General features: G+C 46.4%; 9 protein-coding genes. All 9 read left to right on the top strand.

Annotated features, from left to right (window positions below; all coding sequences use genetic code 11):
- The first annotated feature begins 27 nt into the window (after positions 1 to 27).
- The 9 genes from BVG16_RS18740 (at position 28) to BVG16_RS18700 (ending at position 15,047) form a co-directional block, all read left to right on the top strand.
- Entirely contained in the window at positions 28 to 1,776 is a 1,749-nt protein-coding gene (locus BVG16_RS18740; RefSeq protein WP_078500489.1) for a fibronectin type III domain-containing protein, read from the top strand.
- A 133-nt stretch (positions 1,777 to 1,909) separates the two neighbouring features.
- On the top strand, positions 1,910 to 2,353 hold the full coding sequence (locus BVG16_RS18735) for a MarR family winged helix-turn-helix transcriptional regulator (RefSeq protein ID WP_078500487.1): 444 nt from the start codon (positions 1,910 to 1,912) through the stop codon (positions 2,351 to 2,353).
- A 28-nt stretch (positions 2,354 to 2,381) separates the two neighbouring features.
- Positions 2,382 to 3,200, top strand: a complete 819-nt coding sequence (locus BVG16_RS18730; RefSeq protein ID WP_078500485.1) for a class I SAM-dependent methyltransferase — start codon at positions 2,382 to 2,384, stop codon at positions 3,198 to 3,200.
- A gap of 122 nt (positions 3,201 to 3,322) precedes the next feature.
- On the top strand, positions 3,323 to 6,829 hold the full coding sequence (locus tag BVG16_RS18725; protein ID WP_233147091.1) for a copper amine oxidase N-terminal domain-containing protein: 3,507 nt from the start codon (positions 3,323 to 3,325) through the stop codon (positions 6,827 to 6,829).
- A gap of 271 nt (positions 6,830 to 7,100) precedes the next feature.
- The gene (locus tag BVG16_RS18720; protein ID WP_233147090.1) at positions 7,101 to 8,246 is read left to right on the top strand and encodes a GntR family transcriptional regulator; all 1,146 of its coding nucleotides are present in this window, start codon (positions 7,101 to 7,103) and stop codon (positions 8,244 to 8,246) included.
- Between the two features lie 457 nt (positions 8,247 to 8,703).
- Positions 8,704 to 10,110, top strand: coding sequence for an ABC transporter substrate-binding protein (locus BVG16_RS18715; protein WP_078500483.1), 1,407 nt, complete (start codon positions 8,704 to 8,706; stop codon positions 10,108 to 10,110).
- 111 nt (positions 10,111 to 10,221) lie between these two features.
- Complete coding sequence (locus BVG16_RS18710; RefSeq protein ID WP_078500481.1) at positions 10,222 to 13,173, top strand: extracellular solute-binding protein; 2,952 nt, start codon at positions 10,222 to 10,224, stop codon at positions 13,171 to 13,173.
- Between the two features lie 10 nt (positions 13,174 to 13,183).
- The gene (locus BVG16_RS18705; RefSeq protein ID WP_233147089.1) at positions 13,184 to 14,164 is read left to right on the top strand and encodes a carbohydrate ABC transporter permease; all 981 of its coding nucleotides are present in this window, start codon (positions 13,184 to 13,186) and stop codon (positions 14,162 to 14,164) included.
- Between the two features lie 4 nt (positions 14,165 to 14,168).
- A complete protein-coding gene (locus BVG16_RS18700; RefSeq protein WP_078500479.1) occupies positions 14,169 to 15,047 on the top strand; it encodes a carbohydrate ABC transporter permease in 879 nt (292 codons plus the stop codon).
- The last annotated feature ends 8 nt before the right edge of the window (positions 15,048 to 15,055 follow it).

The raw sequence follows: 15,055 nt of genomic DNA, 5'->3' as shown, positions 1-15,055 counted from the left end.
TTGCATTAAAAATAAGGAGGAGATTCTATGAAAAGAAGTTCGTTATGGAGAAGGTTGTCCATCGTCAAAAAAGTGTTACCGCAACTGGTCATTGTAGCGTTGTTCCTTGGATTGCTGCCAGCTATGGCCTCGGCTGCGGACCGCGGGGCTTGGGCGCCAAATGTAGCTTATGCCGTCAATGATACCGTGACATATAGCGGAAATAGCTACAAAACCATTCAGCCGCACACCTCGCTGCTAGGCTGGGAACCGCCGAATGTGCCTGCGCTGTGGCAGTTGGTTCAAGGGGGAGGCGGCGATAACCAAGCACCTACCGCGCCACTAAATCTTAGATCGACAGGTACGACGACATCAAGCATTACCTTAGCTTGGGATGCATCGACAGATAATGTCGGCGTGACGGGATATACCCTCTATCAAGGTTCAACGGAAGTGGGGAGCGTCTCGGGCAGTACACTTACTTATACACATACGGGATTGAGCAGCGATACGACGTACACGTATGCCGTGAAGGCGAAGGACGCCGCAGGGAATGTGTCTCCAGCCAGCAATCAAATTAGTGTCAAAACAAATGCTGGAAATACCGGGGATACTGAAGCGCCGACAACACCATCTAACGTGACGGTTGCAGGTGTTACTTCATCCAGTGTTTCCCTAACGTGGACCGCATCGACCGACAATGTTGGTGTCACGGGGTACGATGTCTATCAAGGCGCGACGTTAGCGCTGACGGTCACAGGCACGACAGCGACCGTAACCGGGCTTGCTGCGAGTACAGCCTACACGTTTACGGTAGCAGCGAAGGATGCCGCGGGGAATGTCTCTCCACAGAGCGCGGGCGTTACGGCAACGACGCAGGCGGCTAGCGGCGGCGGGCAATTGCCGAAGCATACGCTAACCGGGTACTGGCACAACTTTATTAACGGATCTACGAATTTGAAGCTGAGTGATGTACCAAGTCAATACGATATTATTGCTTTATCGTTCGCCGAGATGGACCCGACCAAACCGGGCGGTGTTACGTTCAATGTCGATACGCCATTATCCAACGCGCTTGGCGGTTATTCGAACGCTAATCTAATTCAAGATATTCAAGCCAAACGCGCACAAGGGAAAAAAGTCATTCTCTCGGTTGGTGGGGAGAAAGGCAATATTAATCTGAATAGCACTTCGCCGAATGTCACGAATTTCGTCGATAGTATGTATGGTCTCATCACGCAATTTGGATTGGACGGCATCGATATTGACCTCGAGAACGGGATGAACGTAGCCAACTTAACGAATGCGGTTCGTCAATTGCAACAAAAAGTCGGCTCCAGCTTTATTCTGACGATGGCTCCGCAGACCATTGATATGCAAAGCCAGAATACGACGTACATGCAGCTGTATAATAATCTGAAGGATATCACCACCGTGATGAATGTTCAGTATTACAATTCAGGCTGTATGTTAGGCCGTGACGGCAAGTGCTATACGCAGGGTACCATTGACTTCTTGACGGCATTGTCTGATTTGACTCTGCAATGGGTTGCACCTTCTCAATTAGGGATTGGCGTGCCTGCGACACCGTCTGCGGCGGGGGGTGGTTACGTAGCACCTAGCGTCGTGAACAACGCGATTAATTGTCTGGCGACAGGCAATGGCTGCGGAACCTATAAACCTGTAGCCAAGTATCCGGATTTCCGCGGTGCGATGACATGGTCTATTAACTGGGATAAGGCAACGAACTATAGCCTGGCGAATACCGTCAAACCATTCCTAGTTACGCTACCTTAATTAAAAAATGTAAACTCTCGGCGCCGTTTTGGTCGGGAGTTTTTGTTGAGAAACTATTTGCTTTGCGCAAACAAATAAAATATACTTAATTTACCACATAGAAGAAAATGACTTGGATAAAGGAGTGGGGTTTTTGGGTAAAGACCGAGATGAGCTTCGTAATTTGGCTTATGGTGTATTCAGGCTGGTTCAGGAATTTAAGCTTGCGCAGGAACAGAGAAAGGATCTAGATCGAGTGACGTTTGAGATCCTCATGCTGATCAAATCCAGAGAACAGATTCGCCCTTCCGACATCGCGCATGCATTGGACCTCAACCCCTCCTCCATTACCCGGCGTATTCCATCGTTGCAACAGGCCGGTTACATCTCGGTTGTTACAGATTCTAGTGATCTTCGCTCCAGTCTCATTCGTCTTACGGAGACAGGAGAGGAAGTATTGGCGCGTTTCCTGGAACGAAGCGTGGATGGGTTGGATATGATTTTGCAGGATTGGAGTGCCGAGGAAGCCCGTGAGTTGTCTATATTGCTGCCGCGTTTGGCAGATACGTTGCATACTTGGCGTCTTAAAGATTCTTAAGTCAAATTCAAAGGAGTGAGCTCCAACGATGACGGCAGAACATGAGAAATTAAAAGCGCAGCAGTACGTAAATTCGAGTAAATTTAATGCCCGTATCCATTTGCATGCCACTTATAGCACGAATATATATCCATGGCCTTGCTGGGTATGGGATCAGATTGAAGCCACAGATCATGCCAAAGTGCTTGAGTTAGGCGGCGGCAACGGGCTGCTGTGGATGGCGAATGCACCAAGAATTCCTCCGCATTGGGATATAACCGTTACGGATTTCTCGCCTGGGATGTTGGAGGATGCGCGTCTGAATTTGTCTAGCGTGAACCCACACATTCAATATGCGGTGGTGGATGCAATGCACATCCCATATCTAGATGAAACGTTCGATATAGTCATTGCCAATCACATGCTTTACCACGTGAAGGATCGGAAGCAAGCTCTGTCTGAAATTAGACGCGTTTTAAAGCAAGATGGGACATTCTACGCAACGACAGTGGGGAGCAGTAACATGCTTGAAATGAAGCAATTGGTGACAGCATTTGATCCCAATTCCAGATATGAACAGGTATTAGAATCCATCACATCCAATTTCTCGCTAGACAATGGTGCGGAGCAATTGCACGCATGGTTCCAAGACGTACAATGTCAACGGTATGAGGACGCGCTCGTAGTTACTGATGCGGATGCTCTGGTGGAGTATGTATTATCATGCAATGGGTTGGAAACAGGTCAAATGGTCCTGGATCCGAGGCAAGTCGACTCTTTCAGAGACTACATTAACCATCACATGAAACAAGGCGGCGGCAAGATCGAAATTAGGAAAGATTCTGGAATTTTCATAAGTAGATCATAAATGGACACATTTTTTCAAAAATAATTCTAAACTCGAGAAACATTCCTAGGGTTTCCAGCGTCAAACTTTCTGTGGAATATATTACCCAATGAAGATGGATATTTACTTAGGAGGATGAAATTGTGAGAAAGTTATTATCAACAATGGTCGCAGCTGCTTTATTGTTTTCTGTTCCGTTAACAACAAATGTAAGTGCAGCAGCCGCGCCTATTCAAATTTATATTGATGGGGTTAGACTGCCGACAGACCAAGCTCCAGTCTCGGTAGGCGGGCGGACATTGCTTCCATTGCGGGCCATCTTTGAAGCATTGCAAGCAGATGTGAACTGGAACCCATCTACGAAGGTGGTTACGGCAACAAGAGACAATACCACCATCGTACTCAAAATGGGATCCAGAACAGCATCGATTAACGGGGTATCCTCGACATTGGATGTACCCGCACAAAGCATAAATAGCAGAACGATGATTCCTGTCCGCTTTGTCAGTGAAGCGATGGGCGAAGAAGTCGATTGGAATGCCGGATCGAAAAGTGTATTCATTAAGACTTCTTCCGGTAATCCTTCGGGGGGGGTCGCTGCGGTTTCTAACGTCTATACACGTGTTGTAGGACAGAACGGGGACGGACGGGATATCGAGGTATCTTTCCCGAAGGTAGCCAAAGAGTCTAGCGTGGATCATTACCGTGTGATGATTGTCAAAGCGGACAGAGCCAAATATTTTAATACTTCTTCGGCACAAGCGGTCTCATCGAATAATTATAAGACGGTTTACGGCATCGGAGGGGAACAAGTCGTTTCTTTATCTTCGCAATCGCGGGATACGGATGGCGATCTCATTCGTGCGAATCAAGCCTATGCAGCCTTTGTGCTTACCGTAGGAAAAGGATCCAATCAAGTGGCGCTGTCTAGTGCATCGTCCAACTTCACGTTAACGAGCACTACGTCAGTATCGGCGGCAACCAATGTGAAAGTTAGCGACATAAGTGATTACGGCGATGGGCGAGATATGTCTGTCAGCTTCACGAAGGCAGATAAGGATACGAATATTTCGAACTATCGAATCATGGTCGTGAAGACCAAAGATGCGAATAAATTTGATGTCGCTGCAGCCAACGCGGTGTCTACACAGTATTCTACCTTAGTGAATAAATCGGGAACGGTGATCACGACGACGCTGGGTTCATCTGCAAGAGATACGTCTGGGGAACTGATTAAGAACGGGGTATCTTACACGGCGTTTGTGCTATCGGTGAATAACAATTCCAGTGTCTATGCCAATAAATTATCAAGCGGTTCGTCCTCGATCACCTTAAATAATTATATTTCGGCTCCTGTGATTACGAACGTGGAAGACGTGAATGATTATAACGATGCACGCGATATCCAAGTCAGCTTCACAAAATCTTCGGATGAATCGAAAATTAGTTATTACCGTGTCTTCGTCGTCAAAGCGAAGGATGCCGGTAACTTTAATCTAACAGATGCGAATCAAGTGTCCTCCGGAAGATACTATGATGTCGGAAAAACAGGCTATAATATCGTAACGACATTGCCTTCCACCCTGAGAGATACGCAAGGGTCTTCTATTGGAAATGGAGTCGATTACCGTGTATTCGTGATGGCGGTACCTTATGATAAGAACACATATAGTTCGATGTTATCAAGTTCATCGCAGGCGATCACATTATCCAATAATGGCAGTATCCGTGCATCGAACGTATCGGCTAGTGACATCAATGATTATAACGACGGTCGGGACCTACGGGTGAATTTCAATCGAGCATCAGACGAATCCTATATTAGCCATTATCGTGTCATGGTTGTAAAAGCGACCAATGCTGATAAATTTAATGTAGCAACAGCGAACAATGTATCCAGCTCGAATTATACGTATGTAAGCAGAACGGGATCCAATATTAGCTTGACGTTAACGGCGGGTTCACGTGATACAGACGGCGATTACATTCGTAATGGCATTAACTACCGGGTGTTTGTATTATCTGTAGGTAGCAATTCATATACCAGCACAAATGCTTTGTCTACGGCTTCAAATATCATTCAGCTAACGAATAATGCTAGCATCAGTGCTGCAACGAACGTGGTGGCAAGTGATGTAAGTGATTATAACGACGGTCGGGACCTGCGGGTGAACTTCAATCGAGCGGCAGACGAATCCAATCTTGGCCATTATCGTGTGATGGTTGTGAAGGCGGCAAACGCCGATAGATTTAGCGTGGGCACTGCGAACAATATATCGAGCTCGAATTACACGTATGTAAGCAGAACGGGGTCCAATATTAGCTTGACATTAACGGCAGGTTTGCGTGATACAGATGGCGATTACATTCGCAATGACGTTAACTACCGGGTGTTTGTATTATCTGTGGGCACCAGTACGAATTCCAGCGCCAATGCCTTGTCTGCGGCATCGAGTATCATTAAGCTAACGAATAATGCTAGCATCAGTGCTGCAACGAACGTGGTGGCAAGTGATGTGAGTGACTTTAATGATGGTCGGGATCTGATGGTTGCATTCAACCGTTCCGACAGTGATTCCTATATAAGCCAGTACCGAATTATGGTTGTGAAGACAGCGGATGCAAGCCGATTCGATGAGACGAAAGCCAAAGCTGTATCCAGTTCAAACTATACGTCAGTTAGCAGAACCGGCAACAATATCAGCTGGACGCTTGCTTCGAATGCAAGAGATGTCGATGGGCAGGTCATTCGTAACGGAATAAGTTATCAAGTGTTTGTATTAGCCGTAGGTTCGGGCAGCTATGCGAATAGCTATGCGCTCTCCTCGCCTTCATCAGCGATTAGTTTATCCTCGAACGTTGCTGTCACGGGGGTTACCAACGTCGTTGCCAATGTGGTGAACAATACGGATATCGAAGTAGGCTTCACGAAGTCGTCCAATGAAAGTAACGTTGCGGAATATCGAATCATGGTGGTACCGGCCAATCGGACAGATGCATTCAACTTATCTGTTGCCAATGGTGTATCTAGCTATACAGGAGTAACAAAACGAGGTACGGATATTAGACAAATTGTACTCGGCTCAAGCCGTGATACCGATAACAATGTCATTGTAAAAGGAGCCAAATACCGTGTATTTGTCCTAACGGTAGCTGATGGCAGAACGACGACAACGAATGCTCTTTCTTCACCGTCTTCAGAATTCTCACTAGTAGAACCAGCTGTTTCAGCCCCAGCGGTCAATAATGTTAATGCCATTGTTGAAGCGGATGGTTCAAGCGTGAAAGTTAGCTTCGACCGCGTAGCGAATGAAGGCGATGTTGCATACTACGAGGTTATGGTTGTGCCTGTAAATGCTAGTCTGACGTTGGCGAACGCCAACGAAGTAGGTTCAGGCAACTATAAAGTCGTCAATACCGGAAGCAATTCAATCAACTTCTCGACTTCTGATATCGATGCCTTTGGTAATGCGCTTCAATTTGGCAGAGATTATAAGGTGTATGTCCTTTCCGTTGCGAACGGAAGAGTAGCGACGATCAATGGTCTATCAGCTCAATCCAGTTCCTTTAAGCTTGTAGAACCGGTGAAACAGCTGCCTGCTGCTGATGCACCGAAGGATCCTGTTCCTACAGAGAAGCCTTCTGCATAGAATTTTTATACGAAAGTACACGACGCTTACAGTCCGTTAGGGGCTGTAGGCGTTTTTCTTTTTATAGAGGCCTACCATGGAACAACGATGTATGATGAAGTCGTATAGGCAAGTCACTGTGGGGAGCTGACTTTTTCGACGATGGATGAAGGAATGTAGAAAGGAATGTCGAAATTAAGGGGTTGACTGAGGAAATTTCAAGAATTTGGTATACTTAATTTATTGTTCAAATTATTAGTAACGTAGCTTTTTTCGTTAAAGTGATGGATGAATGACTGGAAGTGATGATTTGGAATTGGAGAATAAACCGCTCTATATGAGAATTCTGGGTGACTTACAAGAGCAAATAAGAACTGGGCAGTATATGCCTGAGCAGCAGCTTCCTACGGAAGTGGAGCTTGCAGAGCAGTATGGGGTTAGTCGTATTACATCCAAACGCGCCTTGATCGAACTAGAAAGGGAGGGCCTTATTTACCGCAAACGTGGAAGTGGAAGTTATGTGAAGCAACCTGAAGATATACATCCGAAGGGTGAGGCAGGAGTTCAGTCCACGCAGCCGATCATCTCTATGATTTTGCCTTACATGGCCACGAGCGAGCTCGATTATATCAAGGGGGCACATGATTATCTGGACTCCAAGGGATACTATTTAAGCATACACAATAGCAACTGGAAGAAAGATAAAGAGCGAGAGATTCTGACCAAAGTCCCTAAAAGCGGCCCCAGCGGTATCATATTATATCCCATTAGCACGATCAGCAACATTGATGTGATCCATGCCGTCCATATGAACGATTATCCAATTGTGACCATTGACCAGTATTTTGATAGTTTACCGGTCAGTAGTGTCGTATCTGATAATTTCGATGGGGGATATATTGCGGCCAAGAGGTTGATCGAGTTAGGCCACGAACGGATTGCATACGTATCCAGCGTCGGTGTGGAATACCGCAGCTCGGTAAGGGACAGGTATATGGGTTATTGTAAAGCGTTGAAAGAACATCATATTCCCGTTGATACGGATATCATGGTGACGGATTTCTATGAAGAAGCCTATTCTTCGAATGCAACCGCATTTTACCGTGAGCTTCTTACAAAATTAATGGATATGGACGTGACTGCGCTTCAAATTGAACATGATCATCTTGCAGTAGACCTGCTCAAGAGCTGCATGGAGATGGGGATCCAAGTTCCGGAGCAGCTGTCGCTTACCGGGTTTGACGATCATGATGTAGCCAGACATGTCGAAATACCCGTGACATCTGTTGCGCAAGATTATTATACGATCGGTTATGAAGCAGCCAAAATTATTGTACACAGAATCGAACAGGGAGATCCGGAGCATCACAAAATCAAGGTGCCGGTTCGTTGGATTGAGCGTCAGTCCACGGGGCAGCGCCTTTACTCTATTACGTAAAACTGCAGAGAATACATGAATAAAAAGTAAACCTTCTCAGGGATGTTCATGACATCTTGTGAGAAGGTTTTTTTGTTTTGAAATGAATTGAGTATAACTAATGTGAATATTTTCAAAAAAAGATATATCTAATCTATTTACAAAGTTTGGGTATCTCACTATAATACAATTTATGGAAGGGGCTGGAGGGTCTAATGCTGTTGAAGATCTTTTCTCGATCAGGTGTATATCGTGGAAGAGTGAATACATAGATTGGGATAGATACGTAAACAGGGGAGGCGCGCATCTCGTTTCATCAACTAAATCGTTTATGTAAGCGCTTCAATTCGAGGGCTTAGTCCATACTCCACTTGATTCTTCGGGAGAGATCCCGTGCGTTGGGGAAGGAAAATCGATGTTGAAATGTCGGCAGAACGATTTTGTGCAAGTCAAATCTAATGGATCGTGGGGGATTTAGATGAAGGCGTTTAAACTCGTTTCGTGTGTCATCACGCTGATACTGATCATGGGTGTAATCGGATGTTCCAAGGGCACTGAGACCACTAGCCAGCCAACACAGCCAGTAGTACAGCAGGAAGACAAGGGAAAAGGCAATGACAATGCGAACACCCAGGAAGATCAGTCAGAGAAAAAAGTTGACTTGAACGGCCAGACCATCAAGATCGGTGTATGGTGGGATGACTCCGACCCTAGAACGGTAAAAGAAAAAGGACCTGCTGAGGAAGCGCAAATCAAATTGATCGAAGCAGCAGAAGCGAAATACAATTGCAAAATTGAATTCGTCAAATTCGGCGATTACGGCAAATATGTGGAGAACTTCACGGTGACCTCACTATCGGGAGAACCCTTCGCTGACATCGTGCGGTTAGAATTGTTCTGGGCATTCCCACAGCTGGTGAATAAAGAATTTATTCAACCGATTGACCAGTGGATTGATGCCTCCGATCCGAAATATATCGATTGGATGCGCGCAGGCGGCAGTTTCAAGGGCCACCAGTACGGTATGGTGGATTCCGCACCATCGCCATATGGTATTTTCTATAACAAAACGCTAGTGCAGAAGTTAGGTCTCGAAGATCCTTATGAGCTTCAACAAAAAGGGGAATGGACCTGGGATAAATTCCGTGAGTTCTCGAAAAAAGCAACACAGGATACGAACGGAGACGGTAAAACCGATGTGTGGGGCTTAGCGGGTGCATACGGTAAATTAAAAGCACTTACGGAGCAAATGGTATACACGAACAAAGGCGCTGTAGATAAAGATGAGAACGGCGACATCAAGTTCTCGTTGAATGGCCCGAATGCCGTGGAAGCACTGCAATATGTATCGGATTTATTCAATGTCGATAAGTCGATTCAACAGCCGATTCCAGACGATGCAAGCAAGGAATTTATCGCTGGCAAAGGTGTGATGTACGCAGGCTTCAGCTGGGAGTTAAGCAACTTCACCGATAACATGAAAGGTCAGGAACTGGGGTATGTCTTCTTCCCTAAGGGTCCAAAGGCTGATAAATACGTATCTTATACGCCATTCGGCAACATGTGGATGGTCTCCAAGTATTCGAAGAATGCAGAGACCGCGCTGCATATTATTGATGAAATTAGCTTGAATGAAGAAGGAAGAAAGCTGTCCGAAGAGTCCTGGCAGCAATCCTATCCAAATAAAGAATCCATGGATACGCGCAAACAAATGGCGAGCAGCATTGATTATATTTCCTATTACGCCATTCCGGATGGCGAGAAATTGTTCGAAGGAATCGTAAAAGACATTACGGAGGGCAAAGTATCTCCAGCAACGGCGATTGACAAGGTGAAGCCGCAATTCGAGGCGAATATCAAAAAATTGCTTGAAGAGAATAAGTAACATCCAAGTGTAAATAAATTCCGCTCTTGAAACGATGCCCCTAATCCCTGCCGGTTCGCTGGTTCCATGGTGATTAGGGGAATTGCTTAAGAGGAGGGGGAAACTTAACTTATGCGTCGATCTTACCCAAAAGTAGTGTTCATGCTCATGACATGTTTGGCTATCGTATGCTCATCATTTTGGTGGGTGGGGGGAGAGAGAAGTCAGACGGCACTTGCGGAAGAAAACAAGGCCGATATGACTTTCTTAACTTCCTTACTGGATACGAATAAGAAAGGGAGCTACGGCAGTTATGCGGCTCCATATAAACAAATGACACGTCCCCGCGTAGACACATTGATACCCGTTGAAGACTTCAGCAAGGCGGAGGGTATGAATGCTACCGTGCTTGATAACTACGAAGGAACAATCGGTAAATCGGTGCTGACTTCAGATTTAGGTTCCATCGAGTGGAAGTTCTCCGTCGAACAGGATGGCTTATACAACATTGCCATGCATTATTTTACGGTTAAAGGCCGGGATTCAGATATCGAGAGAGAGCTGCGGATCGATGGGAGAATTCCTTTTAACGAGGCGAGAAGCATCACATTTCAACGGGTCTGGAAGGATGAGCGTACCCAATTTGAGCGGGACCAACGCGATAACGATCTCGTTCCTATGCAAGTTGAGGTGCCGATGTGGCAAGACGTATTGTTGAAAGATGCGACGGGATATTATGAAGAGCCGTATCTATTCTATTTCTCCAAAGGGGAACACACACTGTCATTTACTTCGGTCAAGGAGCCGCTGGTCATTCACTCGATCACGCTGACGAATCCGCAAACAACGCCGTCGTATGAGACGATCGCGAGTACATATAAGCAGAAGGGATATCAACCTGCGAAGCAAATCATGATGAAAATTCAAGGGGAACATGCGCTGTATAAGTCATCCCCAACGCTACTCCCGTATAATGACCACTCCAGTCCGGCCGTTGAACCCTATCACGTCTCGAAGCTGCGTAACAACGCGATGGGAGGATGGGCTTGGCGGTTGCCAGGTCAATGGATTGAATGGGAGCTGGATATTCCTGAGGATGGGCTATATCAAATTGCCGTGAAAAACCACCAGAATTATCTGCGCGGTATGGCTGCCATGCGCACGCTGTATATTGACGGCCAATTGCCGTTTCAGGAAGCTCAGCATGTCCCTTTCCCGTATAATAGCGATTGGCAAATGACTGTGATCGGTTCAGATCAAGAGAATCCTTATTTATTCTACCTTACGAAGGGCAAGCATAAGGTCCGTTTTGAAGTTACGTTGGGCGATTTGGCGCCAATCTTAAATGCTGTTGAATCCAGTATTTTGGATTTGAATGCGATGTATCGCAAAATTATTAGCTTTACGGGGACGGTTCCGGACTCCTTCCGAGATTATCAACTCGAACAGCGAATTCCTGAAATGACCGAGGAGTTTCGGAAACAGAGCGACCTACTTAAGCGAATAGCGAAGACCCTTACGGGACCAGGTGGAAAAAACGATGACCGGACCGCGATGCTGAATACGCTAGCCCATCAGCTTGATGATATGGCAGATCGGCCAGAGACGGTGCCGAGTCGGGTCGATCAATTTAAGACGAATGTCGGCTCGTTAGGGGCCTGGCTTCTGTCCGTGAATGAACAACCGCTAGCTGTCGATTATTTAATCGTTAGTTCACCGCAAGCGGAATTGCCTCATCCTGAAGCGACGGGTTGGGAGAAAATAAAGTCGGGCACGATGTCCTTCTTCGCCTCCTTTTTCGAGAATTACGACGAGTTCGCAAGTGATGATGAGGGGGACAAGTCGGTAACGGTATGGATTACCTCTGCACGAGATCAAGCGCAAACCATCAAGAAATTGATTGATGACAACTTTACGCCTCAATCGGGGATCCCGATCAATATCAAACTTGTGTCGGCAGATATTCTATTACCGTCTACCGTTGCAGGTCAGGGGCCGGACGTAGCGCTTCAAGTAGGGAATGATTTACCTGTAAATTATGCGACTCGCAATGCGATGCAGGATTTAACGGTCTTCCCGGATTTCAATGAAGTGAAATCGCGGTTCAGCGACAGTTCCATGGTACCGCTCGCGTATAGTGGTGGGTATTATGCACTTCCGGAAACGCAAACATTTCCAGTTATGTTCTATCGCAAAGATGTTCTGGAAGATGAGCTGCACATGAAAGTACCGCAAACATGGGATGACGTCTACGAGATGCTGCCTTATTTGCAGAAGAATAACCTGGAGTTTGGGCTGCCGCAGAGAACGTTGAACACGTTCGGGAATGATACGGTCACGACGGACATTATTACCATGGCACCGAATCCTGCCTTGATGATGTTCCTATATCAGCATGATGGACAATTGTACCGAAATGACGGGATGAAAAGCGACCTCGATTCCGAGACAGCGATTAAACAATTCAAGCAGTGGACCGATTTCTACGTCAATTACAAAATTCCGATCGCCATGGATTTCGCCAACCGTTTCCGTACCGGGGAAATGCCGATCGGTATCGTAGATTACACGATGTACAACAAGCTTTCCGTCTTTGCGCCGGAGATCAAAGGTCTATGGGACTTCGCCCCCGTGCCTGGTACCAAAACAGCGGATGGAACCATACGCCGCGAAGTCGGCAGCGGTGGATCGGCGACGGTAATGTTTAAGAAGACGAAAAATAAAGATGCGGCATGGCAATTCATGAAATGGTGGACCAGTAAAGAAACACAAATCGCCTTCGGGCGTCAGATGGAGATTCGGATGGGTTCTTCTGCGAGGTTTCCGACAGCCAATCTGGAAGCGTTATCCGCGCTACCGTGGCCTTCTAAAGACTTCAGTATTCTGAAAGAACAGATGAAATGGGTCAAAGGAAACCCAGAGGTTCCCGGCGGCTATTTGACGGGGCGTAATATTGACAATGCCTTCCGTCGAGTCGTTGTACAGGGAGAAGATCCACGCGAAACGATGGAATATTACGTTCGATATATCAATGAAGAAATCACGATCAAGCGAAAAGAATTTAATCTTCCTTACGAGAAATGAGGGGGTCACCTTGAAGCAGCCTGTCATCCATCCAATCGTGCCTCCAAACGCAGGAGGGCCTGCAGCGAATACCCGACTACGAGCTTTGCGCAGCAGAATCGGTCGTTTATTTCGCGAAATGAGGAAACATAAGCACGCCTATGCCTTAATTACACCGTACTTTCTTATTTTTGGCACATTTACGGTGTTTCCGGTACTGATGTCGCTATGTCTTAGCTTTACAAGCTTCAATATGCTTGAACCCCCGAAATGGGTAGGGTGGAGCAATTATGCCCGATTGTTCGTTCAAGACGATGTCTTCTTAATCGCATTAAAAAATACGTTGTTATTCGCCTTGATTACGGGGCCAATCAGCTATATGGCCTGCTTTCTGTTCGCTTGGCTTATTAATGAATTACCGCCAAAGCTGCGGGCCTTGCTCACGTTAATCCTGTACGCGCCGTCGATTTCGGGTAATACGTATCTGATCTGGCAGACGCTGTTCGCAAGTGATTCCTATGGGTATGCCAACTCCTTTTTGATCAAATGGGGAGTTATCATGGAGCCGATTCAATGGCTGCAGGACCCGAGATTCGTGCTCGGGATCCTCATTCTCGTCCAGCTGTGGCTCAGCTTAGGGACATCGTTCCTCGCTTTTATCGCAGGCTTGCAGAACGTAGACCGCACGTTATATGAAGCTGGGGCGATCGACGGAATCCGCAATCGCTGGCAGGAGCTTTGGTTTATTACGCTGCCGGCGATGCGTCCGCAGTTGTTGTTCGGCGCCGTTATTCAAATCACGCTTGCATTTTCCGTGGCGGAGATTTCAATTTACATGATTGGATTCCCAAGTGTCGATTATGCTGCACATACCATCGTTACGCACTTGGTTGACTATGGTTCGATCCGTTATGAAATGGGTTATGCCTCAGCAATCGCAACGGTCTTGTTCACCATGATGCTCTGTACGAACCTCCTGACAAGGAAGCTGCTAGGAAAAGTGGGTGAATAATCGGATGAATTTAAATTTGAGATTGAAGTTATCCAAGCGGCTGAATCGCTCTTGGGCTGTGGATATCCTGCTATTTTTGCTGTTGGGAAGCGTCGCCTTCTTCATGGCGATTCCGCTGATATTCACCATCAGTAATGCATTCAAACCGATTGATGAAATTTTTGTCTTTCCGCCAAGAATGTTAGTTCGTCATCCGACACTGAAGAACTTTACGGATTTAATCAATATTTTCTCGGATTCGTGGGTTCCTTTTTCGCGATACGTGTTTAATACGTTCTTCATTGCCATTACCGGTACGGTGGGTCATGTCATTGTTGCTTCTGCGGCGGCGTATCCACTTGCAAAAATTAATTTTCCAGGCTCAAAAATGCTGTTTAATCTTGTTGTGATGTCGCTCATGTTCACGGCGTATGTCACGCAAGTACCGAATTATATGACCATCTCCTGGCTGAATCTTATCAATACGTATTGGGCGATTTTGCTGCCTTCCTTAGGGATGACGCTTGGATTGTATCTCATGAAGCAATTCATGGAACAAATACCGGATGCCTTGCTCGAAGCGGCCAAGATCGACGGTGCAAGCGAATATCGTATCTTCTGGACGATTGTCATGCCCATCGTGAAGCCAGCATGGCTGACGTTGATTATCTTTTCGCTTCAAAGTTTATGGACGAACGGTTCTGTAACAAGCCATAAGTATATTTACAGCGAGCAGTTAAAGACGGTCGACTATGTGTTTGGACAGATTGCGAGCGGGGGATTGGTGAGGACGGGGCCCGTGGCAGCTGTTACGCTGCTCATGATGATTGTGCCGATCACTGTATTCATCGTGACACAGAGCAATATTATCCAGACTATGTCCACATCCGGTCTGAAAGAGTAAACAGGGGG

This window comes from Paenibacillus selenitireducens, assembly GCF_002021565.1.
GTDB lineage: Bacteria > Bacillota > Bacilli > Paenibacillales > Paenibacillaceae > Paenibacillus_K > Paenibacillus_K selenitireducens.
The sequence above is the reverse complement of the archived record's forward strand: the minus strand, read 5'-3'. Positions and strand labels throughout refer to the sequence as shown.